Raw genomic sequence first — 26,910 nt, 5'->3', positions numbered from 1 at the left:
CCATGCGTCGCCACGATCTGGCCACAGTGCGCGCCGGGGCGCCAGTGCGCTTCCTGTGCGGGGTGCTCGACGAAGCCTTGTCGGCGCGGGTTGCCGCGTGGATCGCCGCCGACCGTCCGCTGGTGGTGGCACGCCAGCTGGCCGGCGGCAGCGAAGCCTTGCTGGGGCTGACTCTGCCGGCTGCCGAAGGGCGCTGGCGCGTCGGCTGTCTGGTGGAGAAGGCGGATCTGCTGCAGGTCCGCCGTCCTCTGAGCATCGCCGAGTGCCTGCATCGCCTGGCCGACGACGTGGCCGCGCCGCTGGCCGCGCTGTCGGAGCGGCTGGCGGCGGCCGGCGTCAGTGTCGGTGTCTATGGCTCGCTGGCCTGGGAGGCCTTGAGCGGAGAGGCCTACCGTCATCCGGAGTCCGACGTGGACCTGATCTGCGACGTGGCCTCTGTCGTCCAGGCCGAAGCCTGCCTGCGTCTGCTCGCCGATGGCGCGGCGGCGCTGCCCTGCGGGCTCGACGGGGAGATCCGCTTCCCGGACGGCTGCGCGGTGGCCTGGCGGGAGCTGGCTGCCGCCTGGAGCAAGCCAGGCGCGAAGGTGCTCGTGAAGGGCGGCGTCGATGTCGGCCTGCTGCCGCTGTCGGTGGTGCTGGAACAGTTCGAGGAGGAGGCGCTGAATGTCTGACGCCCTTGCCCTGCGCCGGGAGGATCTCCGCCCGGCCGTCTTGCCTACTGCCTCTGTTGAGGGTTTCGCGGCCCGCATCGGTAGCCTGGCCATCCGCGCCCTGTACCGGGAGGTGGCGCTGTCGCCGAAGCCCGGTCTGGTCAGCCCGGCCGATTCCGGCAGCCACACGGACATGGACTTCCGCACTTTCGTGCGCAGCCTGCAGTCCCTGCGCGATTACTTTCCCGAGATCGCCCGTGTCGGCGCCGCCGGCCCGTCCTTCGAGCCGCTGCGGCAATTGGGCGTGGCGGCCGAGGCGAAGATGCTGCAGGCGACCGGCGGCATCAACACGCACCGCGGGGCGATCTTCAACATCGGCTTGCTGTGCGCGGCTGCAGGCGCGCTGCACGCGGAGGGGCGCGATTTTGCCGCGGCCGATGTATGCGTCGAGGTGACGCGGCGCTGGGGCGCGGCGATCCTCGGTTCGGCCAGCCCCGCGTCCCACAGCCACGGTGCCGAGGTGGCGCGGCGCTACGGCAGCGGCGGCGCCCGGCGGGAGGCGGCGGACGGATTTCCGGCGGCGCTGGAGGTGGGTTTGCCGGCGTACCGGGACGCCCTGCGCCTGACCGGCGATCCGCAGCGGGCGGCGTTGCAGTGCCTGTTTGCGCTGATCGCCCGCCTGGAAGATACCAACCTGCTGTGGCGCGGCGGGCCCGAAGGGCTGGCCTTCGCCCAGTGGCGTGCGCTGGATTTCCTGGCTGCCGGCGGCGTGGCGGCGGACGGTTGGGAGGCGAGGGCGCAGCACATCCATCGCGAATTCGTCGCGCGTAACCTGAGCCCCGGCGGCAGCGCCGATCTGCTCGGGGTCACGCTGTTCCTCGACGCACTCTGAGGCCAACCATGCGCCTGGCGATTCTGTTCAGCGGGCAGGGCAACCAGCAGCCCGCTCATTTCGACGCCTTGCGGCAAGGTGCTGCGCCTGAACTGGGGGCGGCGCTGGCCGCGGCGATTCCTGAAACGTGGAGTTCGGCGGCGCCTTCCGTTGCCGAGCTGCAGGCCAACCGGGTCGCCCAGCCGCTGATCTTCGCCTGCCAGATGCACCTGTGGCGCCAGTTGCAGCCTGCGCTGCCGCGGCCGGTGGCCGTGGCGGGCTATTCCCTCGGCGAAATGGCGGCCTGCTGCGCCGCCGGCGCTTTTCCGCTGGAGGCCGGCGTGGCGCTGTGCGCGCAGCGGGCGGCGCTGATGGATGCCTGCGTGGCCGGCTCGGCTGGCTTGCTGGCGGTGCTCGGCCTGCGCGCCGAGGCGGTGGCGGAGCTGGCGGCGCGCTGCGGTCTGATGGTAGCGATCCGCAACGGGCCTGACCATTTCGTGCTCGGCGGGCACGCCGCCGGGCTTGCCGAAGCCGAACAACTGGCCCAGGCGGCGGGAGCCAGCCGGGTGGTACGCCTCGGCGTCGGCACGCCGTCCCATACGCCTTTGCTGGCGGCGGCCAGTGCCGGTTTTGCGCCTTTGCTGGCGCCGGCCAGTGCCGGTTTTGCGCCTTTGCTGGCGCCGCACCGCAGCGGCCGGCTGGCCTTCCCGGTCTTCAGCGCCATCGACGGACGGGCGGCCCGCACGGCGGCCGACGGCATGGACGCGCTGGCGCGCCAGATCAGCACGCCGTTGGACTGGGACGCCTGCCTCGGCGCGGTGTTGGAGATGCAGCCGGACGTGGTACTGGAGATCGGCCCCGGCAACGCGTTGGCGCGCATGTGGGGCGAGCGGGACAGTGGTGTGCCGGTACGCGCGTCGGATGATTTCCGCAGCGCCGCCGGCATCATCGACTGGGTGAATGCGCGGGGCTGATTCCGCGCAGTGAGCCGGGTTCAGCGAGCTGGGTTCAGGGTTTGGCCGGTGCGGCCGCCTGGGCCTTGAGCGGGGCGCGCAGGGCCTCGAAGCGGGCCGGCGCGACGTATTGCAGGAGTTCCTTGCCCTTGCTGTCGAGCACCAGGTCCAGGCCCTTTTCCGGGTAGAGCAGGTGTTCCAGGTGGTCGTTGACGCGGATGCGCTCGGCCGGCGCGCCGAAGCGTTCCTGAATCACCGCATCGTCCAGATTGACGCTGGGGATGAAGGCTAGGCCGCGGATCGGCGCGGCGAGGGCGGCGGCCCGGTCGGCGTCGGCCAGCGTGGCCTTGCGGGTAGTGCTCTGCATGTACTCGGTCTTCGGCGAGCGCTCGCGCATGCCTTCGATGGTGGCCTTGTCGAAGTCGGCGGTAACGATCAGCTTGCCGGCCACGAAGCCGGTGGTGATGCTCTCGTAATAGCCTTCCACGTTGCCGGTTTCGTTGGGTTCGGCGATCACCGCCAGTTGCAGCTCCTCGCCGAAGCGGGTGCGGGCGTCGGCCAGTGTGCTGCGTCCGAGGGTCAGCCCGAAGACCCGCGCTTCGCCCCCCGGCAGCACGTCGATCTGCCACGGCAGGCCGGAGGTGGGCACGGCCTTCGGGTCGAAGTGGGCGTACTGCCACGCGGCGGGGCCGACGATCAGGGCCAGGATCAACAGGACGACGGCAAGGGCGATCTTCATGGGATGGCGTTATTTCGTAGGGGCGAATTCATTCGCCCGCAGAGTTTGATCTGGAGAGATAGGGCGAATGAATTCGCCCCTACGGTTTCCCATGGATGTTCTCGGAGTCCCGGATCTCACGAAGGTAAGGGTGACAGGACTCAGTGGGGCGCGTGGAAGCCTTCCGGCACCTTGGCGTGGAAGACCACCGGCACGGCGGGCATGTCGAGCACGGACTGGCGGATCTTGCCGACCACGTGCATCTCGCAGCGCTTGCAGTCGAATTTGAGGGTCAGCTTTTCCTTGCCGTTGATCAGCGTCATCGGGTCCGGGCGGATGCCCTTCACTTCCTTCGGGCACAGGTTGAAGCTGTAGCGCAGGCAGTGCTTGGTGATCATCAGCGAGGCGTCATCGAGGTGTTCATTGGCCTCGTAGGCGGCCTCGATCAGTTGCACGCCGTGGCGCTGGTAGAAGTCCCGCGCCTTCTGGTTGAGCACGTTGGCCAGGTAGCTGAGCTCGGTCTGCGGATACGGCACCGGCGGCTCGACCGCCGCCCGGCGCGGCAGCGGCGCCAGTGCTGCGAGGCGCGCGGCTTCCAGCTTTTCGACAGCCTCGCGGCGCAGCGCGTTGATGGCGCCGGCGGGCAGGAACCAGGCCTGGTCGAGCTGCAGCTCGATGGCGCGGGCGCTGAAGATCGTCGCGCCGAGCTTGCCGAGGTTGTCACGCAGGCCGGCGAGGGCGCGCTCGGCGTCCTTGGCGGGCTCCTTGGCGTGGGGCAGTTCGGCGCTGGCGGACACACCGGTCTCGTCGGTGAGGGTCAGCGCGAAGCCGTCCGGCGTTTCGGTGAGCTGCAGGTCCACCGCGATGCGGCGCTCGGCGGACTTCTTCTCGAGCATCTTCTCGAACTCGTGGTCGCGGTTGCGGAACACGCCGCTGCCGGGGAAGAGCTCGGCCGGCACGGCGTCGGCGGTGTGCACGCGGAAATCGTCGCCGACGCGCTCGGCGCGGTTCACCCGCAGGCCGACCAGTTCGCCCTTGCGGTCGTAGAAGCTGAGGCCGTCGCCGTTGTGCAGCTCGACGGCGCTGGTGGTGTCGAACCAGCGGCGCTGCTTGCCGTCCAGGCGGATCACGCTGCCGACCGGTTCGCCGACGAACTTGGGCGAGTCGAAGGCGCCGATGTCGGCGGTGCGGCCATTGACGAAGTAGTCGGTGGCGCCGCGGTTGAAGGTCTTGTCGGCCAGCGGCTGGAACAGGAAGGTGCTGCGCCCGGCGGAGCTGCGGGAATATTCCGGCGTGTCCTCCATGATCTCGTCGAGCAACAGACGGTAGTGGGCGGTGATGTTCTTCACGTAGGCCATGTCCTTGTAGCGGCCTTCGATCTTGAAGCTGGAAATCCCCGCGTCGGCCAGCGCGCGCAGGTTGGCGCTCTGGTTGTTGTCCTTCATGGACAGCAGGTGCTGGTTGCTGGCGACGAGGTTGCCGTCCTTGTCGGCGAGATCGTAGGGCAGGCGGCAGGCCTGGGAGCACTCGCCGCGGTTGGCGCTGCGGCCGGTGTGGGCGTGGCTGATGTAGCACTGGCCGGAGAAGGCCACGCACAGCGCGCCGTGCACGAAGAATTCCAGCGCGCAGTCGGTGGCGGCGGCGACCTTGCGGATCTCGGTGAGCGTCATCTCCCGCGCCAGCACGATCTGCGAGAAACCCACGTCTTGCAGGAAGCGCGCCTTGTCGGCGTGGCGGATATCGGTCTGGGTGCTGGCGTGCAGCTGGATCGGCGGCAGGTCGAGTTCCAGCAGACCCATATCCTGCACGATCAGCGCGTCGGCTCCGGCTTCGTAGAGCTGGCGGATCAGGCGTTCGGCGCTGGCCACTTCCTCGTCGTGGAGGATGGTGTTGCAGGCGACGAAGATGCGCGCGCCGAAGCGGTGGGCGTGGCGGGTCAGGCGCTCGATGTCCGCGATGGTGTTCTCGGCGTTGGCACGGGCGCCGAAGGCCGGGCCGCCGATATACACGGCGTCGGCACCGTGGTTGATGGCCTCGATGCCGATGTCCGCGTTCTTGGCGGGGGCGAGGAGTTCGAGCTGCTTGCGGGAATGGGTCATGGTGGTGCTCTCGGGGGTGAGTGCGCTGCTCGTCCGGCAGCTTGCAACCCGCCATTATCCCCGGTCCCGCGGGGTGCGTCGACCATAGCCCGGAAAGCCGCACCGGGCCTGAATGTGCGTTTGCTCAGCGGCGCACGCAGGTTTCGGTGCCGAAGTTACCGCCCTTGAATTCGGGCTCGTAGTAGTACTTGCTGAAGCGCCACTTACCGGCCTTGGTCTTGCTGAAGGTGGCGATGCCGGTGCCGTAGTCCTTGGTGCTGGCGTCGGTCAGCGCGAAGTGGATGGCCATCTGCCGGCCGTTGGCGGCGGCGTGACCCGGGTAGGCGCCGTAGCCGGGCACTTCCAGCTTGAAGCTGTAGGCGCCGAGCTTGGCGGTACTCTGGGCGGGCACCCGCTCCAAGGTCACGGTGCCGGTGTACTTGCCTTCGTGGCTGTCGTCGCCGGTGCAGTCGTAGGTGCCGCTGAAATCTTCGCCGGCGAAGGGGGCGTGGGCGTGGGCGGCGCTACAGGCGAGGCATAGCAGGAGGGGGAAAAGGTGCTTCACGGTTGGGGACTCCGGTTACGGGGAAAGCCTTATTGAGTTATGGCGCACTGCGTCAGAATGATGAGCCAGGCGTTTGCAGGAACTCGATTTCTTCCGGCGTGGATGGGCGCCCAAGTGCCGCGTTGCGGTGCGGGTAGCGCCCGAAGCGGTCGATGATGGCCTTGTGGCGCAGCTCGAAATCCAGGTTGCCCTCCAGGCCCGGCTGGCTGAACAGCCGGACCGCGTGGGTGTGGATCAGCGCCGACTCGCTGTGCATGTAGGGCATGTACAGGAAGGCCCGGCGGGTCACCGGCAGGTCCTGGTCGGCGCCGCATTCGACGGCGGTCTGCGCCAGCACCAGTGCCATGCCGTCGCAGGCGAAGGCGCGTGGGGCGTTGCGGAATAGGTTGCGGGAAAACTGGTCGAGCACGATGATCTCGGCCAGCCGGCCGTCGGCTGTAGCGCGCCAGGCCTGTAGCTCACCGCTGGCGGCGGCTGCGTATATCGCGCTGAAGCGGGTGGCGATGAGGCGGTCGAAATCGTCCGAGCGGGCAAACCATTGCTTCGGCGTGCTCTCTTTGAACCAGAAATCGAGTATGGCTTCGGAATCGGGCAGGGATGCGGCCATGCGGTGGTGTCCTCCTGATTTTGCGGGGCTGGGTTGTAAATGGAACCATGAATCATCGCGCGCGCTTCCTGGCGCTTCAGTCGCTGCTGCAGGACCACCAGGCATTCTGGCAGCCGCCCCCATTCTATGTTCAGCGTCCCGCCTGGTGCGACCATTGGCCGGCCCTGGCCGAGGCGGTGCAGGGGCTCGTCGATGCTGAGCTCGAGGCCCTGGTTGCGTCGCCGGAGGCGTGTCGCACCTGGCTGGCAGGCCATCTGCCGTTTGTGAATGAACTCGGACGGCTGAGCGATGTGGCGCCGCTGCCGACGCGCAGTCTGACACCGAGCGGGGCGCACTTCGACTGGTTCATCCCTGGCCGCAAGCGGGCGCAAATCGAGGCCTTCGCCAGCCATGGGCCGGCGGTGGCGGCGCCGCTGCTGGAATGGTGTGCCGGCAAGGGCCACCTGGGCCGGCGGCTGGCCCTCAGCGACGGCCAGCCGGTGAGTTCGCTGGAGATCGACCCGGACTTGTGCGAGGACGCCGGGCGGCTGGCGTTCCGCGTCGGCGTGGACCAGGCAGTGCTGTGCGCCGATGCGCTGGAGCCGGCGTCCCGCGCCCACGTGCAGGGGCGCGAGGTGCTCGCGCTGCACGCCTGCGGTGAATTGCATCGCAGCCTGGTGCGCGGCGCCGCGGCGGACGGTGCCCGTGGCTACCGCATCGCCCCGTGCTGTTATTACCGCGGTGCCCAGGACGGTTACCGGCCGGTCAGTCGCGAAGCATCCTTGCCACTGGACGGGCGGGCGCTGCGCCTGGCCGTGACCGAAACCGTGACGGCGCCCCAGCGCCTGCGCCAACGTCTGGCCCGCGACCAGGCCTGGAAGCTGGGCTTCATCGCGTTGCGCAACGCGCTCGAAGGCGAGGCCATCCGACCGTTTCCGCCGATGCCGTCGCAGCTGTTGTCCGGCGACTTTCCGAGCTACGGCGAGGCGGTCGCGCAGCGCCAGGGCGTACGCCTGCCGGCGGAGGTGGACTGGGCGCACTGGCTGGCGGTCGGCGAACGGCGCCGGGGCGAAGTCCAGCGCCTGGAACTGGTCCGCCACGCCTTTCGCCGCCCGCTGGAGATGTGGCTGGTGATGGACTTGGTGCGCGGCTTCGAGGAGGCCGGTTTCCGGGTCGAGGTCGGCACTTTCTGCGAGCGCAGCCTGACGCCGCGGAATCTGATGGTGCTGGCTTGGGAGGGGTGAGGGGACGGGGGCGGATGTGTGTCACCGATGAAACGATCATCGACCTGCTGGCGCTCAAGCACCAGGCCAAGGTCCAGACGGCAGGCGACGACAGCATGCCCTTCGATTGCGATCTGTCGGCCTTCGGGAACATGATCGTGCTTTCCAGGCGGAGGCCGAACGAGGAGTCGAAGCTGTGTGAGCAGGCAAAGGATCTGTGGACGGACCCGCACCGCAAGGTATCTCGACGCTTGCCGTGATCTTCGGGGACAATCCGCCTCCGACAACAGCCCGCCAAGGGGACGCCATGGAATCCCGACTCACCGAAATCGAGATCAAGCTCGCCCTCACCGAAGACCTTGTGGACAGCCTCAACCTGACTGTCCACCGCCAGCAGGAGCAGATCGACGCGCTACAGCGTCAGATCCGCCTGCTCTACCAGCAGATGCAGTCCGCCACGCCGGCGGCGGAGGCCCGCGATCTGCGTGACGAGATTCCGCCGCATTATTGAGCTTGCGCGGCGCCGACGCTTCGCAAGCCCATCCCGTACGCCGCATTGGCGGCCCGGGAATTGACGACGCGTGCGGCATTCGTCCGCCGGGGTAAAACCATGCTGCAACAAGGGGGTTTCGATCGGTATATGATTAGCTATCCAGCCTAGACAGAAAAACTGATGAGCAAACACCCGATTCGTGCGCTTTCGCTGGTGGCTTTCGTGGTGGTCGGTGTGTTGCTGGTGCTGTGGTGGTCCGTTCAACGCGGGGAGCGTCCGGATGTGTCCGGTGGTATGGCGGGCAAGGCTGCCAGGAGCACGGCAAGCGATGTGCGTGAGCTGCGCCTCGGCCTGAACATTGCCGCCGGCAGCGCCCTGCATGCGGCGGCCTTGCGCTTTGCCGAGCAGGTTGGCGAGCAGAGCAAGGGCAAGCTGAAGGTCACGGTGTTTCCCGACCAGCAACTGGGCAGCGACGATCAGATGCTCGAGATGGCGCGAAGCGGCAAGCTCGACTTGGTGCTGACGCCCACTGCCAAGCTCAGTTCGGCGATCCCGGCGATGCAATACGCCGACCTGCCGTTCTATTTCGCGAGCCGCGAGGAGCTGTACGCGATGCTCGACGGTGAGCCGGGCCGCATCCTGCTGTCCAAGCTCAACGCCATCGACCTGGTGGGCCTGGCCTTCTGGGAAAACGGCTTCAAGCAATTTACCGCCAATACGCCGATCCGTCGCCCGCAGGATTTCGCCAGGCTGCGCATCCGCACGATGAAGAGCCGGATCATTGCGGAGCAGTTCGAGGTGCTGGGGGCTCAGGCCATTCCGATCGACTTTCACGCGACCTACAAGGCGCTGGCCGATGGGGCGGTGGACGGCGAGGAGAACCCGCTGGTGGCCATCGTCGGGATGCGTTTCCACGAGGTCCAGAAGCACCTGACCCTCAGCAATCACGCCTATCTGGCCTACGTGTTCTCGGTCAGCAAATCGGTGTTCGAGTCCCTGTCGCCGGAACTGCGGGAGATCATCCGGCGCAACGCGCAGGAACTCACGGTGTGGGAACGTCAGGAAACGTCCCGCCGCGAGGCCCAGTTCGTCGAGACCATTCGTGCTGCCGGGGTCGAGATCCATACCCTGACGCCGGAGGAACGCGAGGCCTTCCGCAAGGCGCTGGCTCCGATCGCCGACAAGTTCGGCTTCGAGGTCGGCTACGACCTGCTGGTCAAGACCGACGAGCTGCGTTACCTCAAACAGGAACAGGCCCCGGGAGGCACCGTGCCGCGCCGTGCGGCGTCGCCGTGGGTGGTTGGCATCGATGCGGATTTTTCCATGCGCAGTGCCCAGGGGGGCGGAGCCATTTACCGCGGCGTGCAACTGGCGGTCGAGGAGATCAATGCCAGCGGTGGCGTCCAGGGTGTGCCGCTGCAGGTGATCGGTCGTGACCATGCCACCAATGCCCAGTCCGGGCGCCAAAATCTCGAGCGTTTTGCCGCGCTGCCTTCCCTGTTGGGCGTGGTCGGTGGTGTGCAGACGGCGGTGATCATGGATGAGCTGGAGGATATTCACCGCCTGAAGATCCCCTTCCTCATCCCGTGGGGCACCGGGCGTGGCCTGGTCGAACACGGCTATCGACCCAATTACACCTTCCGGGTGTCGATCAGCGACACCCTGGCGGCACCGTTCCTGCTGGAGCGCGCGCTGCGGACGGGTGGGCGGGTGGTCGTATTGCTCGAACGTTCGGCGTGGGGGCGCAGCAACGACGAGGCGCTCAAGCCGATGATAGACAAGCTGCCGGCAGGGCGCGTCGAGATCGAATGGTTCAACGTGGGCGATGCCGGCACCGAAGCGCGGGTCAGGGCGATCATGGCCAGCGGGGCCGGCGCGGTGGTGCTGGTGGCAAATGCCGTCGAGAGCCAGAAGATCGTGCAGGCGATGGCCCGCCAGGAAAAGACGCTGCCGGTGTTCGCCCATGTGGGCTTGACCAGCGGCGATTTCTGGCAGACCACCCAGGGTGCGTTGAGACGTGTGGACCTGCGTTTCGTGCAGTCCATCCTGCTCGACGATGCGGTAGCGCATCCCCGTTTCCGCAAATTCCTCCAGCACTACCGGGAGCGCTACGCCCTGGGGCGCGACGAGATGGTGCCGTCGCTGATTGCCAGCGTGCATGCTTATGAGCTTACCCACATGCTGGCCCGGGCTGCCCGCCAGGCGAGGGGGGATGACCATGCGGCGGTACGCAGCGCGCTGGAATCGCTGCATGCCTATCCCGGCGTGCTGCGCGACTACAACCCCCCATTCACCGCAGAGCGTCACGACGCACTCGAGCGCGGACAGCTGCGCCTGGCGCGCTTCGACGCCCGGGGCCGTATAGTGTCTGCAGAATGAAACTGGCGCTCATCACCCGCAGCGTGAGGCGGCGGATCACCTGGGTTTTCGGGCTGTTCGTCGCGCTGTCGATGGTCACCGTGGCGACCACGGTGGGTTTCCGGCTGCATTCGGCGATCATCGCCAACCTGACCCACGAGCTGGAGGAGCGGGCCGGCCAGGATGCCCGTCTGTTGCAGCAGCGCATCGAGTATCTGCTCGAAAGCGCCAACGTGCTGGTCAGGAACCCTCTGGTGGTCAATGGCCTCAACGATGCCCAGGGGCGCGAGACTTACCTGCCGGAGCTGATCAAGAACTTTCGCGAGGGGCGCGACGTGTATGCCGTGGCGCTGCTCGGCTATGACGGCAAGCCGGTGTATTCGACGCTGGAAACGCTGCCAACCTACAGTGATTCCGCCGAACTGCGCAGCACGCTGGCCAATGGGGTGGTCAGCTATCTGATCGACCGCAGCCGCGGCCACTGGGTTGTTTTCGTCCCGGCAACCTACTACAGCACCACCCAGGGCGTGCTGGTAGTGGTCTACGACCTGGGGGCGGTGGCTCGTCGTGTGCTGCCCACCGACCCCCTGTTGGGACACCGTCTGGTCCTCGACGGACAAACCCTGTTCGAGCAGCACCCTGCCGATGCCAGCGATGTGTTGATCGCCCGCCAGGCGGTCAGCGACCGCAACCAGAGCTTTCTCAATGGCCTGGGCCTGCAGCTCGAGGTATCGGCGCCGCGCCAGCATTATCTGGCGCCAGCGGTCAGCGCGATCGGCGACGTGGCGCTGCTGGGGCTGGTCCTGACCCTGGTGGCGATTGCCATCGCCTACTGGATCGGTTTCTCGATATCGCGCCCCATTGTGCTGCTGCGGGAGCGGGTGGCGGCCGCCGACGGCAGCCCGGAGCGGCATTGTGCACCGATCGGTACCCACGATGAGCTTGAGGAACTGGCCGAGATGTTCGACAAGCGCACCCATGCGCTGCGCGACATCCAGCTGCATCTGGAAGATCTGGTCGTCCAGCGTACCCAGGAACTGGCCGTGGCCAAGGAGGCCGCCGAGGACGCCAGCCGCTTCAAGAGCAGCTTCCTCGCCAACATGAGCCACGAGATCCGCACGCCGATGAACGCCATTGTCGGCCTGACCCACTTGATCCGCCGCTCGGCAGTGGACGCACGCCAGATCGAGCAGCTCGACAAGATCTCCCAGGCGGCGCGTCACCTGCTGGGGGTTATCAACGACATTCTGGATTTCTCGAAGATCGAAGCCGGCAAGCTGACCATCGAATATGCCGATTTCGAACTCGACCGGGTCTTCCGCAATCTCAACGACCTGATCTGCGACCGGGCCGCGGAGAAGGGCCTGGAAGTGATCAACCGTATCGATCCGGCCATTCCGGCGGTCCTGCACGGCGATCAGATGCACCTGGGCCAGATTCTGGTCAATTTTGCCAGCAACGCGGTCAAGTTCACGGATGCCGGCTGTGTGATCTTCCGGGCACGCCTGCTGGCCGAAGCTCCCGATACGGTGACGGTGCGCTTTGAAGTCAGCGACACCGGCATCGGCCTCAGCGAGGAGCAGCGCAACCGCCTGTTCCAGGCCTTCGTGCAGGCCGACGCCTCGACCACCCGCAAGTTCGGTGGCACCGGCCTCGGACTGGTGATCAGCAAGCGCCTGATCGAACTGATGGGCGGTCGGGTCGGAGTGGACAGCGAACTGGGCAAGGGCAGCACCTTCTGGTTTGAATTGCCCCTGCAGCGCACGGCAAGCACGCCGGCTCCCCGTATTGGCGTGAAGCTCGATGAAACCTTGCGTGTGCTGGTGGTGGACGACAACGCCGATGCGCGTACAGCGATGGAAGACATGCTCAATGCGTTTTCCGTGCGGGTGGCGACGGCGGACTCCGGCGAGCACGCGGTGGCCCTGGCTCGCGAGGCACTGCTGGGCGGCAGCCCGTTCAACCTGATCCTGATGGATTGGGCGATGCCCGGCATGGATGGCATCGAGACCAGCCGGAGGATTCTGGCCCTCGGCTCCGAGGCCAGGATCATTCTGGCGACCGCCTACAGCAGCGAGTGGACCACCGAGCAGCTGCACACGATGGGTATCCAGTCCCAGTTGAGCAAACCGGTCACCCCCTCGATGCTCCACGATGCCATCGCCGAGGTCTTTTCCGGCGTGGCGCCGGCGCGCGCGGCCGGGCCTGTTGCGGTAGACCTGTCGCCGTTGCGCGGCCGCTACATCCTGCTGGCCGAGGACAACCCGGTGAACCAGGAGGTGGCCCTTGCGCTGCTGGAAGAAACCGGCTTGCGCGTGGATGTGGCCAATGACGGCATGGAGGCTTTGCAGAAGGTCGCCCACACCGCTTACGACCTGGTCCTGATGGACGTGCAGATGCCCAACATGGATGGTCTGGAGGCCACCCGGGCGCTGCGCCAGCTGCCCCAGTGCAAGTCCCTGCCGATCCTGGCGATGACCGCCAATGCCTTCGACGAGGACCGGCGTGCCTGTCTGGAGGCCGGCATGAATGACCACGTGGCCAAGCCGGTCGATCCGGACAGCCTGTTCGCCGCGTTGATCCACTGGATGCCGCCCCGTGCTCCGGCGGGCGGGGGGCGCCAGGGCGAGCACGACGACGTGCTGGCGGCCGGGCAGGAACAGGCGCTGCGGGACCGGCTGGCCGGCATCGATGGCGTGGACCTGGCATTCGGGCTCAGTCTGGTCCGTGGCAAGTTCGCCACCTACCGGCGTCTGCTGGCCATGTTTGTCGACACCCACGAGGGCGAGGTCGCACGTATCCGGGCCGCACTGGATGCGGAGGACCTGGACGCCGCGCAGCGGGCCGCCCACTCCCTGAAGGGCAGTGCGGCCAGCCTCGGTCTCGTGCGCATCCAGCAGACTGCGGCGGCCGTCGAGGCTCCCCTGAAGAGTGCTGCCGAGGGCGCTGTGGCTGCGGCACGGGCGGCCCTGGTGGCGCTGGAGAGTGAACTGCCGCAACTGCTGGAGCAACTGCGCAAGCTGCTGTGAGCCTGTGCCCCGAATCGGGCGTTCTCTCACGGACTGGGAGTGACGGAGTGCCAAGGAGGCGCAAGGCGCCCCGCGTATCATCACTGGCATGAGTCTGCGTGCTTCGTCCCTTCGTCTGGCGTCGCTTGTCGTGCTGGTGGCCGGAATCCTGTCCGGCGTTTTCGCGGGAGGTGCCCACGCGGGCGGGGTGTTGCGCGTGTTGGCCTGGCCCGGCTATGCGGATGCGGACGTGGTCCGGAGCTTCGAGCGCAAGAGCGGCGCGCGGGTCGAACTGACCGTCATCGATTCCGACGAAAGTCTGTGGCAGAAGGTGAGTGCCAACGGCGGTGGCGATTTCGACGTCATGGCTGTCAATACCGCTGAGTTGCAGCGCTATATCGCCGCCGGCCTCGTGCAACCGGTGGATCCGGCACGGATCCCCGGCACGCGCCGCCAGTTGCCGCGTTTCCGCAAGCTGGCCGAGATCCCGGGGCTGGTGCACGTCCGCAATGGCCGGCCCGCGGCCTATGCCATTCCCTACACGTATTCGACGATGGGACTGATCTATGACCGTCGCCAGTTTCCCGAAGCGCCGGCCTCCATCTCGGCCTTGTGGGACCCCCGCCATCGCGGCCGGGTGCTGGCCTACAGCGGTGGGGCCCACAGCTTCTCGCTGGCCGCCCAGGCGCTCGGTCTTTCATCGCCGTTTCGGCTGCAGGAGGCGCAGTGGGGGCGGGCCGTGGACAAGCTGATTGCGCTGCGCCGCAACGTGCTCGGCTTCTACACCCGCCCTGAGGAATCGGTGCAATTGTTCCTGCGCCACGGTGTGGCGCTGATGTTTGCCAACTACGGGCTGCAGCAGCTGCACATGCTGCGGGCGGCGGGGGCGGACGTGGGGTACGTGCTTCCCCGCGAAGGCGCGCTGGCCTGGCTCGACTGCTGGGCCATCGTTCGCGGTGCGCGCGACACCGACCTGGTCCATGCATGGATAGATCACTTGCTCGGCGATACGGCCAGTAGTCTGCTGGTCCAGCGCCAGGGCCTCGCCAATACCTTGGTCGAATCGGGTACCGGCGGGCCGGATGACCGCATCGCCTGGCTGGCCGCGGTCGAGGATACGTCCCGCCGGGAACGCCTGTGGGCGCGCATCCACTCGGGCGACCGGGCCACGCGGGTCATGGCGCCATGAGGATGGGCATCGCGGTCCGTCTGGGCCTCGCGCTGGCCCTCGTCGGCGTGCTGGCGGCCGGTCTGACCGGTTACTACGGCTACGCCGAGAGCCGGGCGATGCTCCTGGCGGCGGCGGAGGCGCGTCTGCTCACCTCGACGCGGGTTCTGGTGCGCCAGCTGGCGATCGGTCTCGACAATACCGCCCGCGACGTGCGCCTGGTCGCCGAACATCCCCAGGCCGCGCGCCTGCTGCGGCGTGCCGATCCGATCCTGCAGGTCACCAGCGAGCGCAATGTGGCGCTGCTCTTCCAGCGCATGCTGGAAACCCACCCCGAGTATTTCCAGATGCGCCTCATCGATGTGGCCGATCATGGGCTGGAGCGCGTCCGGGTGGATCGGGACGACAGCGGCGTGGTGCGTATCGAAGGCGATGAACTCCAGGAGAAGGGGCACTACCCCTATGTCTTCGAGACTTTGCGCCTGCCGTCCGGCACGGTGTTCGTCTCGCGGGCGGAGATCAACCACGAGGTCGGCGCCCACGCAGGGCAAGGCAAGCCGTCACTGCAGGTGGCCGCCCCGGTCCGGGAAACACCGGATGGGCCGGTGCTCGGGTTGGTGGTGATCAATGTGGACCTGAACGGGCTGTTCGCCCAACTGGCGGCCGACCTGCCTCCCGGCCTGCAGCTCTACCTGACCAACGGAGCCGGCGATTTCCTGATCCATCCCGATCCCCGCCTGGCCTTTGCCTTCGATCGCGGGCAGCGGGCCCGTGTGCAGGACCCGTTTCCCGCCACTGAGGCACTGCTGGCCGATCGGGCCGGGCAGGCCGCTCAATTGGTGACCACGTCCCGCCCGGTGGGGCAGGCGGCCGTGGTGGCAGCCTTCGTCCGCCAGCATTTCGCCACGCTGCACAGCGAGGACGATTTCATCCTGGGGCTGTCGCAGCCCCTCGCCGAGGTGGTCGAACAGAGCGATCGCCTCGGTGGTGCGACGCTGCGCATCGTGCTGGGTTTCAGTGCCCTGGCCGTTCTCCTGGCGATTCTGCTGGCGCGGGCGCTGACCCGGCCGCTCAACCAGATCGTGCAGGCGGTGCGGGGTTTTGCGCCGGGGGCCGCCGGGCAGCGCCTGCCGAGCCGGCGCCAGGACGAGATCGGCGTGCTGGCGCGCAGCATCGAAGACATGCAGCAGCAGATCCACGCCCAGTTCGACAGCCTGGAAGAGAAGCAGCGGGCCCTTGATCGCCTGGCCAGCCACGACAGCCTGACCGGCCTGCCGAACCGGCGTCTGTTTCTCGACCGGCTGGACCAGGCCCTGGCCCATGCGCGGCGCAACAACGGGCATCTGGCGCTGCTCTTCATCGACCTGGACAACTTCAAGACGATCAACGACAGCCTCGGGCACGCCGCGGGGGATGCCATGCTGTGTGCTGCGGCCGTCCGTCTGCAGCAGCTGGTGCGGGCCAGCGATACGGTAGCGCGCCTGGGGGGGGACGAATTCATCATCCTGCTCGACGGCGCCGACGACTCCGAAGCCATTGCCCATGTGGCCGGGAAGGCCCTGGATGCGTTGGCCCAGCCCGTCATGCACAACGGGGCGACCCTGCGTTCCGGGGGCAGCATCGGTGTGTCCCGCTATCCTTACGATGCGACCGGTGCCACGGAGCTCATTGCCATGGCCGACAAGGCCATGTACCGGGCCAAGAGCGGAGGCCGTCAGCGGGCCTGCTTCGCGGAGCCACTCTGAGCCCAGGCGGGGCGCGGCGGTGCCGCAAGGGCGGATGGACTCGCCCCCGCGGATTGGTCCTCGGCGCTCAGTGCAGGGTTTCGGGCTTCGCCAAGGCTTGCACGTCCACCCACACGTCGCTGCCGTCGTCGGTTTCGCGGATCTGCAGGCCGAAGCTGGCGAAGGCGGCCTGCACGTCGCGGCGCAGGGGGATGTCGGCCAGCTCGCCGGGGCCGATGGCGTGGCCGGCGGCCAGGTGCTGGGCTGTGGCGGCCCAGATCGGCGACAGGAAGGACTTGGATACCAGCTCGTGCATCTCGGCGCTGATGGCGGAGAGCGGCTGGCCGAGGCCGTCCAGATAGCCCTGCACGTGGGCGACGGCCTGCATCAGGTGGGCGATGCGGCCGAGGCTCTTGGCGAACAGGCCGTCGAGGTCCTGGTCGGCGAAGTACAGGGTGATTTCCTCCTGCATGCCGTCCGGCAGGGCCTGCAGCAGCGCAGCCAGGTGGTTCAGCAGCAGGTCGGCGTCGGCCGGCACCGACCAGGCGCTGCGCCGGTTGATGCGGTATTCCTGCCACATGGCGCTGACGATGGGCGCCAGCGCTCTGGCCAGCGGGGTTTCGGCTACCGCTTCCAAGGTGGCCTGGGCATCGTGCAGGCGCCAGCATTCCTTGTGCAGGTGGTGGATCAGCCGGGCGATCTCGGCGCCGTCACCGGACAGGATCTGCCACAGCTTGCTGCCATCGAAGAGCAGGGCCAGCTTGCCCTCGTCGGCGACGATGCGCGACAGGTGCTCGTCGGCCACCGGCGCGGCACCGAAGTGCTGCTCGGCGGCCGGCAGGTCGTCGACGACGCGGATGCGCGACAGGCTGGACAGGTCGAGCTCCTCGTCCCGGTCCTGGATGCGTTCCAGCAGGGCTTCGATGACCTGGCGCAGGGTGTTCGCGTTGGCGGTGGAGACGGGACCGTCGAATTCGATGTTCATGGTCGGAGACACGATTCCTGAAATGAAAAAGGCCCGGCATCCGGCCGGGCCCGCATGGATTGCGGCTTATTCCTCGACGTGGCGCAGGGACAGGTCTATGGCGCGCACGTCCTTGGTCAGGCTGCCAATGGAGATGCGGTCCACGCCGGTTTCGGCGATGGCGCGTACGCGCTCCAGGTTGACGCCGCCGGAGGCTTCCAACTCGGCGCGGCCCTTGTTGATGCCGACCGCGTCGCGCATCTCGTCGAGGCTCATGTTGTCGAGGAGAATCATCTTGGCGCCGGCGGTGAGGGCTTCCTCGAGCTGGACCAGGTTCTCGACTTCGACTTCGATGAACACGTTGGACGGGGCGATGGCGCGGGCCTGCTCGATCACAGCCTTGATGCTGCCGGCGGCGATGATGTGGTTTTCCTTGACCAGGATGCCGTCGTAGAGGCCGATGCGGTGGTTGGTGCCGCCGCCGACCTTGACCGCGTACTTCTGTGCCAGGCGCAGGCCGGGCAGGGTCTTGCGGGTGTCGACGATCTTGGCCTGGGTGCCGGCCACGGCCTGCACGAAGGTGGACGTGAGGGTCGCCGTGCCGGACAGCAGCTGCACGAAGTTCAGGGCGGTGCGCTCGGCGGTGAGCAGCGCGCGGGCGCTGGCGTCCACCTCGCAGAGCAGCTGGCCGGGTTTGATGCGCTCGCCGTCACGGGCGTGCCAGATCACCGAGGCGTCCGGCTCCAGCGTCGTGAAGGCGGCGTCGAACCACGCGGTGCCACACAGCACGGCGTCTTCGCGGGTGATCACGCGGCCGCGGGCGGTGCGATTGGAGGGAATGAGGCGGGCGGTGAGGTCGCCGGTGCCGATGTCTTCGGCCAGCGAGGCCGCCACGGAGCGTTGGACTTCAACGCGAAGCTGTTCTGCAAATTCCATCGGGGTTCACCTAAGATGTATCGGCTCGAATTCTAACACCTGGGGGGAATGAGTCATGGGCACGATGATGGGTGTTCTGGAGGTGAGTCTGGGCGTGGTGATCGCCCTGGCCATCGTCGGGGGAACGACCTACTGGTATGTGCAGGACATCACCCAGAAGAAGCACGCGATCCTGCGCAATTATCCGCTGGTCGGCCATCTGCGCTATTTCTTCGAGCAGTTGGGCGAATATTTCCGGCAGTACTTCTTTCTCGGCGACCGGGAGGAGATGCCCTTCAACCGCGCCACCCGCGGCTGGGTGTATCGGCTGGCCAAGAACGAGGGCGGGGTGATCGGTTTCGGCTCCACTTACGACATGCGCCATCCGGGGGCGCTGATCTTCGTGAATGCGGGCTTTCCGGTGCTGGAGGAAGAACAGGAACCCACCGCGCCGCTGAGCATCGGCGAGGGCTACGCGGCCAGGCCCTTCGTCGCACGGTCGGTCGTCAACATCAGCGGCATGAGCTACGGCGCGCTGTCCGGGCCGGCGGTGCTGGCCCTGTCGCGGGGGGCGGCCGAGGCCGGCTGCTGGATCGACACTGGCGAGGGCGGGCTGGCGCCGGCGCACCTGGAGGGCGGGGCGGACATCATCATGCAGATCGGCACCGCCAAATATGGGGTGCACGATGCGGATGGGCATCTGTCCGACGCGCGCCTGCGCGAGCTGGCCGCACACGACGCGGTGAAGGCCTTCGAGATCAAGTTGTCCCAGGGCGCCAAGCCGGGCAAGGGCGGCGTGCTGCCGGCCGCCAAGGTGACGCCGGAGATCGCGGCGATCCGCGGCATTCCGGTGGGCGTGGATTCCATCAGCCCCAACCGCCATCGGGATGTCGCCAACGTCAATGAGCTGCTGGACATGGTCGTGCGCGTGCGCAGCGTGACCGGCAAGCCGACCGGCATCAAGACGGCCATCGGCGGGCGGCGCTTCATGCACGAACTGTGCGAGGCCATCCTGCGGCGCGGGCTGCAGGATGCGCCGGACTTCATCACCGTGGATGGCGGCGAGGGCGGGTCGGGGGCGGCGCCCCAGGCCTTGGCCGACCACATGGCCTTGTCCATCGACGAGGCGCTGCCGCGGGTGGTGGACACGCTGATCGAGTTCGACCTGCGCGAGCGTATCCGCGTGATCGCCTCCGGCAAGCTGGTCACCTCGGCGCGGGCCGCCTGGGCGCTGGCCTGTGGGGCGGATTTCGTGAACACCGCGCGGGGCTTCATGTTCTCGCTGGGCTGCGTGCAGGCCATGCGCTGCCACCAGAACACCTGTCCGACCGGCATCACCACGCACAACGCCAAGCTGCAGCGCGGGCTGGTGGTGGAGGAGAAATACCTGCGGGTCGCCAACTACGCCCGCAACATGAACCGGGAGATCGACATGATCGCCCATGCCTGCGGCCTCCGGCAGGCGCGGGAATTCCGCCGCGAGCATGTGCGCCTGGTGCAGCCCGACGGCCGCAGCGAGGCCTTCAACATGCTCTATCCCTACCCCGAACGGGGCTGCGAGGGGCGGGGCCACTATTGAGCCGCCCGGCAAATTGCCGGCTCTGCGGTCGACTTTTGCCGCTTTGGCGCGGCTTTCCCCGGAATGGGTGGAAAGGGGGGCGGGACGTGCTGCCCATCGATGCCGGGCCAGTGGATTCGACCGGCATTTTTTTCCGCCGGGCGGTCGCTGCTGCCCAGGGCGCATCGTGTCCGCTCGTCAGGGCCCGGGCCAGCGCATTTTCCGGCCTTGGGGCTTAACCCAACTTTACCCGCCTTAACCCCTTGTGCCGCCCAGGCAGGGGCTTTCCGGCCGTTAAGTTGCTAAAGACCAGGGCCTGGTCCGCAGCTCGCGGGCGCGGGCCCGGCAAGAGTCTCAATCATGGCTCTTCCCGGTCACTTACGGAAAGGAATGCACCATGGTCAGCAGCGTAGGTAGTAACTACAGTGCCGCTTCGGCGTATACGACGCGAGCGCGTCCCGACCCGGCCCAGTTGGCGAGCAAGCTGTTCTCCAAACTCGATACCAAGGGACAGGGCTACATCCAGGAAAGCGACCTGGAATCGGCCTTCAGCCAGGTCTATTCGTCCACCAGCTCGTCTTCGGCGAGTTCGTCCATCACATCGACGGACGCCGCCTCGACGACGTCGAGCCAGGCCTCGTCGGATGCCCGCCGGCTCTTCTCGACACTGGACAGCGACAGCAACGGGCAAGTGACGGAGAGCGAGTTCTCGAGCGGCCTGCAGAAGCTCGCCGAGGCCCTCGACAGCCAGGCCTTCAGCAGCCGCATGCAAGGCGCCGGCGGCATGCCGCCCCCGCCGCCCCAGGGCCACGGCGGGGGTGACGACCAGAACGATACCGGCTTCACCAAGGACCAGCTCACCAGCCAGTTGCAGGAAATCGGCTCAACGGACAGCCAGCGTTCCAGCCTGATCTCCGACGTCGTCAATAACTTCGACAAGGCCGATGCCGATGGCGACGGCAAGGTGACGCGCCAGGAGGCAATGGCCTACGAGCAGTCGCAGAGCTCGACGTCCGGCGCGTCCACGGTTACGTCGGATAGCACCGCTTCGACGACATCGAGCACGTCCGCAGCCAACCGCAGCGATGCGGCCTTGATGCACCGGCTGATGGAGTTGATGCGGACTTACGGTGCCACCAGCGCCACGTCGGACGCCACGGGCAGTACCGGCAGCATCGCGGTGTCGGCCTGAGGTAGGCCCCTGCAGGGGTTCCTTGTGGGGGCGAATTCATTCGCCCGCGGACTCTGTCGAGCCGACTGTGGGCGAATGAATTCGCCCCTACGGGAGGCCCGCCCCGCGGGATGATCAGCGCATGTCGAAGTTCGTCGCAGTCGGGGCGAAGCCGCTTTCCTGGTATTCCACGTCGCCGTCCCGCGCCCATACGTAGTGAGGCTGGTCGGCGGGGGCCAGGTAGACGGCGCCGGCCGGGATGGGCTGGACCCGCGTTTCGTCGAAGATGGTGCCGAAACCCACGTACAGGGTGCCGGACAGTACCGTCGTGATGCGGTCGTCCGGATGCACATGCACGCCGATGCGTCCGCCCTGGGTCAGGCGCAGGCGAAGTGCGTAGGGGCCGGGGGCCGTTTCGGTGCCGATCAGCCAGGCGGCCTGCAGCCCGGGCAGGTTGGGCGGTTCGACCCAGTTGGCCTGCGCCGGGAGGATGGCCTGGGCCGTCGGGCCGGGCGGTTCCGCGGGGGCTGCCGGCATCGCGGCGTCCTCGGTGGTGGCCGCGACGGGCGGGGTGTCATCGGGTGTGTCGGGCCCGCGCTCGGCATGGGCAGTGGTACAGGCGATGGCCGCGGCAAGGGCCATGGCTACGTACGAGGGCAGCAGGGTTCTACGCATCGGCGGGGAATCCACTCGAAAGGACGCCGCAGCTTACCAGCGGACTATCGATCGGGTATCGAAATCGGTGTCGCTGTCCGCACTGGCGGGGCGGTAGGCGACGAAGACCTGCTCCTCGGGGATGCCCGCATGGCGCGCGATGCCCGCGACGGCCGCCTTCAGCAGATCTTCCGAGCGGATGGCGTCAAGGCCGTCCTCGGTCACCCGCAGTTCGGCCAGTACCGGCCTGGCGTCGCGGGACTGCAGGGCCATGGCCAGCCCGGCGACGGCCGGGTGCTGTTCGGCCAGGAAGGTCCAGCTCACCGAGATCTGGTCCGGCGGCAGCGCCGCGGCCTGGGCCAGTTCGAGGCGGATCGCGTCGAGCAGCGGCCCGGTGTCCCGCGCTTCCGGGAAGGCCTGGGAACGGATATGCAGAAAGGGCATGGCGGAGCTCCCACGGCGTCGATGGCCCTAGTATCCGTGCATTCGGGTGGCGCTCACAAGGCCTGGTCGACGAGCGTACACACCTGCTTTTCCAGGTCGGCGGCGAGGCAGTCGAGCTCCACCAGGTCGCCCCAGTTGTCGCGGAAGTTGCGCTGCCAGGTGATCTGCCGTTTGGCGAGCTGGCGGGTGGCGAAGATGCCCTTGTCGCGCATCGTCGGCAGGTCGATGTAGCCGTCGAGATATTCCAGCGCCTGGCGGTAGCCGACGCAGCGCATCGACGGCAGATTCGGGTCGAGCTGGTAGTGCTTGCGCAGCGCGACGACTTCATCGACGAAGCCGGCCAGCAGCATCGCGTCGAAGCGGCGGGCGATGCGGGCGTGCAGCACGGCCCGGTCGCCGGGCGTCAGCGCGAGCGGGATGTAGCGGTGGCTGTCGGCGAGCTGTTCCCGGCGGGCGTAGCTGGCAGCCAGCGGCTGGCCGGTGAGGCGGACGATTTCCAGCGCACGCTGGATGCGCTGGGCGTCGTTGGGCTCGAGGCGGGCGGCGGCGTCCGGGTCCAGCTGGGCCAGCTCGGCGTGCAGCGCCGGCCAGCCGTCGCGGGTGGCGGCGTCCTCGATCTCCCGGCGCAGTCCGGCGTTGGCCTCGGGCAGGTCCGACAGGCCTTCGCGCAGCGCCTTGTAGTACAGCATGGTGCCGCCAACCAGCAGCGGGATGCGGCCGCGAGCGGTGATCTCGGCCATCAGGCGGCGTGCGTCCTCGCAGAAGCGGGCGGCGGAATAGGCTTCTTCCGGGCTGACGATGTCGATCAGGTGGTGCGGGCAGACGGCCTGCTCTTCCCGGCTGGGCTTGGCGGTGCCGATGTCCATGTCGCGGTACACCAGCGCCGAATCGACGCTGATGATTTCCACCGGAAGGCGCTGGGCAAGGGACAGCGCGCAGGCGGTCTTGCCGCTGGCGGTGGGACCCAGCAGCAGGATGGCGGGCGGGAGAGGCTGTGTTTGGGGCATGATGCGCCTTTTCAATGGACGCGCATTGTAGCGGGTGGGATGTGGGCGTGAGGATGGGGATGAGGTGGTGGAGGCAGCTCTGGCTGCTGCTGGGCCTGCTGGTGCTGGCCGGCAGTGCCATGGCCAAGGGGCCGTTGTATCTGTGGGAGCTCAGCGACGAGCAGGGCCGGCCGCGGGCCTGGCTGTACGGCACGATCCACGTCTGCGACGCGGGCTGCTTCCCGCTGCCGGGGCGGGTCCGGGCGGCGCTGGCGGAGGCGGACAGCCTCGGGCTGGAACTGGATCCGGAGGATCCGGCGCTGTCGCCGCGTTTGCTGCAGGCCAGTCTGTTGCCGGCCGGGCGGCGCCTCGACGACATGCTGCCGCCCGATCTGCGCGTCCGGCTCGCCCGGGCGCTGACCCGTGTCGGCTTGTCGCAGGAAGCTGTGCAGCGCATGCAGCCCTGGATGGTTGGCACCTTGCTGACGCTGCAGGCCGCCCAGCGTGCCGGCCTGGGGACCAGCCAGGGCGTGGACCTGTGGCTGGCCCGCAGCGCGAGGGGCCGTGGTCAGTCCGTGTGGGCACTGGAGACCGTCGATCGCCAGGTTTCCGCGATGGGGGCGGGTGGGGACGCCGCCCAGGTGGCCAGCCTGGCCGAAGTCGTCGGCCTGATCGAACGGGACGAAGCCGAGCCGTATTTCCGCCGCCTGCTGACGGCCTGGCGGCGCGGCGACAGCGTGGCGGTGGATCGCATGCTGCGCGAGGAGGCTAGCGTCGAAGCCATGACGCCGATGCTCGCCGACCTGCTCGACAGCCGTAACCGGGAAATGGCCGAGTCCATCGTGGCACGCCTGCGGACCGGGCGGCGGCCTTTCATCGCCGTGGGCGCGGGTCATTTCGGCGGTCCGAAGGGGTTGCTGGCGATGTTGGCCGAGAAGGGGTTTCGCGTCCGTCAGGTGAGCGACGAGTGAGGCGTCGGCTGGCGCTCTTGTTGCTTACCGTGTCGGTGGGGGCCGCACAAGCCGTACCTGTCGCCGTGGATGTCGGCCATTACCTGGAGCGTCCCGGTGCGACCAGTGCCTACGGGGTCGCCGAATTCGAGTACAACCAGTCTCTCGCCGCGGTGCTGGCCGCCAGGCTGGTGGCAGACGGCGTGCCGGTGCGGCTGATCGGCTGGCGCGGCGAGATGGCGGATCTGCGGGAGCGGCCGCGGCAGGCGGAGGCCGCCGGGGCGGGCTTCTTCCTGTCCATCCACCACGACTCGGTGCAGGAGAGCCAGCTGGAGCCATGGGTCTGGAGCGGCCGTGCGCTGCGCCATGCGGACGGTTTCGCCGGTTACTCCTTGTACGTGTCGCGCCTCAATCCGCATTTCGATGAGAGCCTGGCCTGCGCCCGTGCCATCGGCGCGGCCTTGAGCGAAGCCGGCCTGCCCATTGCGACCCATCATGCGGCGTCGGCGCCCGGCCTGGGCCTCGAGTGGGCGGACGTGCAGCGCGGCGTGTATTACTACGACACGTTGGTGGTGTTGAAAGCCGCAACCGTGCCGGCGGTGCTGCTTGAGGCCGGTGTCATCGTCAATCGCGACGAGGAACGCCAGCTGGCAGGCGCTGAACGGCGGACTCTGACCGCGGCTGCCGTCGCGCGGGGCCTGAGGGACTGCGGCGTCACCGGGCGATGACCGGCAGGCGCCGATAGGCCACAATGCTGGAGAGCTGTCGCGGCGGAAGGCAACCTGTGGGCTTGCCGGTCTGTGCTGCTCCAGAGCCCAAGGGAAATGCCGCTTCCAACGCGATGAAGGCATGTCGCTACCGCGCTGCGAAACCTCACGATTGAAGGGATGAACCTGAAAGCATGAAATCTGTTCTGCTGTCCTACTTCTCCGCGCTGCGTAGCCTTGGCCGGCCGGGCGTGCTGTGGCATCTAATGTGGCCGACCCTGGTTGCGGCCATTCTGTGGACCACGACGCTGATCCTCAGCTGGGGCAGCATCGTGGCCGTCGGCTCCGAGCTGATCACCGGCCTGCCGCTGGTCGGCTCCTGGCTGGCCGGCTCGGAGACGGCGTTGCTGGTGGCCTTGTTCATGTTCAAGCTGGGCCTGGTGCTGCTGGCACTGCTGATCATCTACGTGACCGCTGCGCTGCTGGTGGCGGCGGTGGCGCTGCCGCTGATGACCGAGCGAGTGGCAGCCAGCGATTACGCCGATCTGGCCCGGCGTGCCGGCGGCAGCCAGGTCGGCAGCGTGTGGAACGCGCTGACCTCGGTGCTGCAGTTCCTCGTGCTGCTGGTCCTCAGCCTGCCCCTGTGGCTGATTCCTGGCGTCGGGCTGGTGATCTCCCTGCTGCTCACCGCGTGGCTCAACCAGCGGGCCTTCCGCTACGATGCGCTGATGGCTCACGCCGACAAATTCGAGATGAAGGATCTGCCTCGCCGGGAGGCCAGCGGCCTGTTCGGCGTCGGACTGGTGGGAGCGGTGATGGCCCACGTCCCGGTCCTCAACCTGTTTGCGCCGGCCCTGGCGGGGCTGGCCTTCGTCCATTATCTGCTGTCGGCGCTGCGTGTGGCGCGGCAGAACGAGAACATCATCGAGGTGCAGTGAATGACTCAAGTAGCTCAGCCGGCCTTCGGCGCCATCATCATCGGCGATGAACTCCTGTCTGGCCGCCGGGAGGACAAGCACCTGGCCAAGGTGCTGGAACTCCTCAAGGCCCGCGGCCTGCGCCTCGCGTCGGTGCGCTACGTCGGCGACGAGCGCCCGCGCCTGGTCCAGACTCTGAAGGAGAGTTTCGCCAGCGGCGACATCGTGTTCAGCTTCGGCGGCATCGGCGCCACGCCGGACGACCACACCCGCCAGGCGGCCGCCGAAGCCCTCGGGCTGCCGCTGGTCCTGCATCCGGAGGCCGAGGCCGAGATCCGTGCCCGCTTCGGCGACGAGACCACGCCGCAGCGCCTGCAGATGGGCGTCTATCCGCAAGGCAGCGACATCGTGCCGAATCCCTACAACCGGATTCCCGGCTTCTCGATCCGCAATCACTTCTTCGTGCCGGGCTTTCCGATCATGGCCTGGCCGATGGTCGAATGGGTGCTCGATACGCACTTCAAGCACCTGCACCACCAGGCCGACTACGTGGAACGCTCGGTGATCGTGTGGGACGCGATGGAAGGCAAGCTGATCGACCTGATGGAGCGCATCACCCTCGAGTTTCCCGACGCGACCCTGTTCAGCCTGCCCAGCGTGGGGGGCGAGGGCGGGCGACGTCACATCGAGCTGGGCATGAAGGGGCCGGCGTCCCGGGTCGACGCGGCGATGGCACTGATCACCGCCGAGCTGGGGCGGCGCGGCTACACCTGGGAGCCCCCTACGGCGGGCTGAGGTGAGCGTATGAGCGCCTCGTCCCGTTACCGGGATTTCCCGGGCCGGCGCTGGCTGGGCGTGGCGCTGCGCGCCGCGCATCTGGCCGGCGTGGTCGGTGTGGGGGCCGGCCTGGTGGGCGGCACGACCGCGGATTCGCATTTCTCCATGCTGCTGGTGCTGTCCGGCCTGGGCATGGCGGCCCTCGACGCGTGGTCCAACCCCCGCTGGCTGGCAGAGCCGGCCGGGCTGTCCCTGCTCGTCAAGTTCGCGCTGCTCGGCTGGTTCTTTTTCGACGAGGCCAGGCGCCCGGCCCTGTTCTGGACCATCCTGGTCTTCTCGGTCATCTTTGCCCACGCTCCGGCGAGTTTCCGCCACAGGGGCCGGCGACGCCCCGGAGCACTGTGACGTATGTCACGTGGCTGAAGCTTTCATACCGTATGCTCCGTGCCGATGTGGTTGCTGGCAGGAGATG

Annotated in this window: 26 protein-coding genes; 17 read left to right on the top strand and 9 right to left on the bottom strand. The window is 67.8% G+C overall.

Features of this window, described 5'->3' with window-relative positions; genetic code table 11:
• Positions 1-2: 2 nt before the first annotated feature.
• From mdcG to B4920_RS22060, 3 genes are read left to right on the top strand one after another with little or no spacing between them, the layout of a single operon-like run.
• Complete coding sequence (gene mdcG / locus B4920_RS22070) at positions 3-671, top strand: malonate decarboxylase holo-[acyl-carrier-protein] synthase (RefSeq protein ID WP_079436839.1); 669 nt, start codon at positions 3-5, stop codon at positions 669-671.
• Complete coding sequence (gene mdcB / locus B4920_RS22065; protein ID WP_079436838.1) at positions 664-1,542, top strand: triphosphoribosyl-dephospho-CoA synthase MdcB; 879 nt, start codon at positions 664-666, stop codon at positions 1,540-1,542. The genes mdcG and mdcB overlap by 8 nt, the downstream gene beginning before the upstream one ends.
• An 8-nt stretch (positions 1,543-1,550) precedes the next feature.
• Entirely contained in the window at positions 1,551-2,495 is a 945-nt protein-coding gene (locus B4920_RS22060; RefSeq protein WP_079436837.1) for an acyltransferase domain-containing protein, read from the top strand.
• A gap of 34 nt (positions 2,496-2,529) precedes the next feature.
• On the opposite strand, the gene B4920_RS22055 is transcribed toward B4920_RS22060, so the two are convergent.
• From B4920_RS22055 to B4920_RS22040, 4 genes are all read right to left on the bottom strand, one after another.
• On the bottom strand, positions 2,530-3,213 hold the full coding sequence (locus B4920_RS22055) for a hypothetical protein (protein WP_079436836.1): 684 nt from the start codon (positions 3,211-3,213) through the stop codon (positions 2,530-2,532).
• Between the two features lie 140 nt (positions 3,214-3,353).
• A complete protein-coding gene (locus B4920_RS22050; RefSeq protein ID WP_079436835.1) occupies positions 3,354-5,291 on the bottom strand; it encodes a U32 family peptidase in 1,938 nt (645 codons plus the stop codon).
• Between the two features lie 124 nt (positions 5,292-5,415).
• Positions 5,416-5,835 carry a hypothetical protein gene (locus B4920_RS22045; RefSeq protein WP_079436834.1) on the bottom strand — a complete coding sequence of 140 codons (420 nt, stop codon included), beginning with the start codon at positions 5,833-5,835 and terminating at the stop codon, positions 5,416-5,418.
• Between the two features lie 52 nt (positions 5,836-5,887).
• Positions 5,888-6,442 (bottom strand): DUF924 family protein, encoded by a 555-nt coding sequence (locus B4920_RS22040; RefSeq protein WP_079436833.1) that lies wholly within the window; start codon positions 6,440-6,442, stop codon positions 5,888-5,890.
• 47 nt (positions 6,443-6,489) lie between these two features.
• Here B4920_RS22040 and B4920_RS22035 point away from each other — a divergent pair, with 47 nt between their 5' ends.
• The 7 genes from B4920_RS22035 to B4920_RS22005 all read left to right on the top strand — a co-directional run bounded on the left by B4920_RS22035 (position 6,490) and on the right by B4920_RS22005 (position 16,416).
• Positions 6,490-7,665: a methyltransferase gene (locus tag B4920_RS22035; RefSeq protein ID WP_079436832.1), complete on the top strand. Its 1,176-nt coding sequence runs from the start codon at positions 6,490-6,492 to the stop codon at positions 7,663-7,665.
• A gap of 14 nt (positions 7,666-7,679) precedes the next feature.
• Positions 7,680-7,904 carry a hypothetical protein gene (locus tag B4920_RS22030; protein WP_079436831.1) on the top strand — a complete coding sequence of 75 codons (225 nt, stop codon included), beginning with the start codon at positions 7,680-7,682 and terminating at the stop codon, positions 7,902-7,904.
• A 47-nt stretch (positions 7,905-7,951) separates the two neighbouring features.
• Positions 7,952-8,155, top strand: coding sequence for a SlyX family protein (locus tag B4920_RS22025; RefSeq protein WP_079436830.1), 204 nt, complete (start codon positions 7,952-7,954; stop codon positions 8,153-8,155).
• Positions 8,156-8,317: 162 nt separating this feature from the next.
• Positions 8,318-10,516 carry a DctP family TRAP transporter solute-binding subunit gene (locus tag B4920_RS22020; RefSeq protein WP_079436829.1) on the top strand — a complete coding sequence of 733 codons (2,199 nt, stop codon included), beginning with the start codon at positions 8,318-8,320 and terminating at the stop codon, positions 10,514-10,516.
• Complete coding sequence (locus B4920_RS22015) at positions 10,513-13,524, top strand: response regulator (RefSeq protein ID WP_079436828.1); 3,012 nt, start codon at positions 10,513-10,515, stop codon at positions 13,522-13,524. Before B4920_RS22020 ends, B4920_RS22015 begins: the two co-directional genes overlap by 4 nt.
• Before the next feature lie 88 nt (positions 13,525-13,612).
• The gene (locus tag B4920_RS22010; RefSeq protein ID WP_079436827.1) at positions 13,613-14,692 is read left to right on the top strand and encodes an extracellular solute-binding protein; all 1,080 of its coding nucleotides are present in this window, start codon (positions 13,613-13,615) and stop codon (positions 14,690-14,692) included.
• Positions 14,693-14,694: 2 nt separating this feature from the next.
• The gene (locus B4920_RS22005; RefSeq protein WP_088179529.1) at positions 14,695-16,416 is read left to right on the top strand and encodes a diguanylate cyclase; all 1,722 of its coding nucleotides are present in this window, start codon (positions 14,695-14,697) and stop codon (positions 16,414-16,416) included.
• Positions 16,417-16,483: 67 nt separating this feature from the next.
• Here the strand turns inward: B4920_RS22005 and B4920_RS29580 are convergent, their stop codons facing one another.
• Together B4920_RS29580 and nadC are read right to left on the bottom strand one after the other, a co-directional pair.
• Positions 16,484-17,380, bottom strand: coding sequence for a hypothetical protein (locus B4920_RS29580; RefSeq protein WP_079436825.1), 897 nt, complete (start codon positions 17,378-17,380; stop codon positions 16,484-16,486).
• 66 nt (positions 17,381-17,446) lie between these two features.
• On the bottom strand, positions 17,447-18,295 hold the full coding sequence (nadC, locus tag B4920_RS21995; RefSeq protein WP_079436824.1) for a carboxylating nicotinate-nucleotide diphosphorylase: 849 nt from the start codon (positions 18,293-18,295) through the stop codon (positions 17,447-17,449).
• Between the two features lie 55 nt (positions 18,296-18,350).
• Here nadC and B4920_RS21990 point away from each other — a divergent pair, with 55 nt between their 5' ends.
• Entirely contained in the window at positions 18,351-19,853 is a 1,503-nt protein-coding gene (locus B4920_RS21990) for an FMN-binding glutamate synthase family protein (protein ID WP_079436823.1), read from the top strand.
• A 376-nt stretch (positions 19,854-20,229) separates the two neighbouring features.
• Positions 20,230-21,024, top strand: a complete 795-nt coding sequence (locus B4920_RS21985) for an EF-hand domain-containing protein (protein WP_079436822.1) — start codon at positions 20,230-20,232, stop codon at positions 21,022-21,024.
• 114 nt (positions 21,025-21,138) lie between these two features.
• Here B4920_RS21985 and B4920_RS21980 read toward each other — a convergent pair whose 3' ends face one another.
• From B4920_RS21980 to miaA, 3 genes are read right to left on the bottom strand one after another with little or no spacing between them, the layout of a single operon-like run.
• Positions 21,139-21,678: a cupin domain-containing protein gene (locus B4920_RS21980; protein ID WP_216819986.1), complete on the bottom strand. Its 540-nt coding sequence runs from the start codon at positions 21,676-21,678 to the stop codon at positions 21,139-21,141.
• Positions 21,679-21,711: 33 nt separating this feature from the next.
• Positions 21,712-22,101, bottom strand: coding sequence for a hypothetical protein (locus B4920_RS21975; RefSeq protein WP_079436821.1), 390 nt, complete (start codon positions 22,099-22,101; stop codon positions 21,712-21,714).
• A gap of 53 nt (positions 22,102-22,154) precedes the next feature.
• On the bottom strand, positions 22,155-23,108 hold the full coding sequence (miaA, locus tag B4920_RS21970; RefSeq protein WP_079436820.1) for a tRNA (adenosine(37)-N6)-dimethylallyltransferase MiaA: 954 nt from the start codon (positions 23,106-23,108) through the stop codon (positions 22,155-22,157).
• A 59-nt stretch (positions 23,109-23,167) separates the two neighbouring features.
• On the opposite strand from miaA, the gene B4920_RS21965 reads away from it, so the two are divergent.
• The 5 genes from B4920_RS21965 to B4920_RS21945 all read left to right on the top strand — a co-directional run bounded on the left by B4920_RS21965 (position 23,168) and on the right by B4920_RS21945 (position 26,843).
• Positions 23,168-24,058: a TraB/GumN family protein gene (locus B4920_RS21965; RefSeq protein WP_161493369.1), complete on the top strand. Its 891-nt coding sequence runs from the start codon at positions 23,168-23,170 to the stop codon at positions 24,056-24,058.
• A complete protein-coding gene (locus B4920_RS21960; protein WP_088179528.1) occupies positions 24,055-24,765 on the top strand; it encodes an N-acetylmuramoyl-L-alanine amidase in 711 nt (236 codons plus the stop codon). The genes B4920_RS21965 and B4920_RS21960 overlap by 4 nt, the downstream gene beginning before the upstream one ends.
• A gap of 173 nt (positions 24,766-24,938) precedes the next feature.
• Positions 24,939-25,682, top strand: coding sequence for an EI24 domain-containing protein (locus B4920_RS21955; protein WP_079436818.1), 744 nt, complete (start codon positions 24,939-24,941; stop codon positions 25,680-25,682).
• Positions 25,683-26,456: a molybdopterin-binding protein gene (locus B4920_RS21950; RefSeq protein ID WP_079436817.1), complete on the top strand. Its 774-nt coding sequence runs from the start codon at positions 25,683-25,685 to the stop codon at positions 26,454-26,456.
• A 9-nt stretch (positions 26,457-26,465) separates the two neighbouring features.
• Positions 26,466-26,843, top strand: a complete 378-nt coding sequence (locus tag B4920_RS21945; protein ID WP_079436816.1) for a hypothetical protein — start codon at positions 26,466-26,468, stop codon at positions 26,841-26,843.
• The last annotated feature ends 67 nt before the right edge of the window (positions 26,844-26,910 follow it).

Source organism: Zoogloea sp. LCSB751 (genome assembly GCF_002028455.1).
Classification (GTDB): Bacteria; Pseudomonadota; Gammaproteobacteria; order Burkholderiales; family Rhodocyclaceae; genus Zoogloea.
This window is presented reverse-complemented; position numbering and strand designations above follow the sequence as displayed.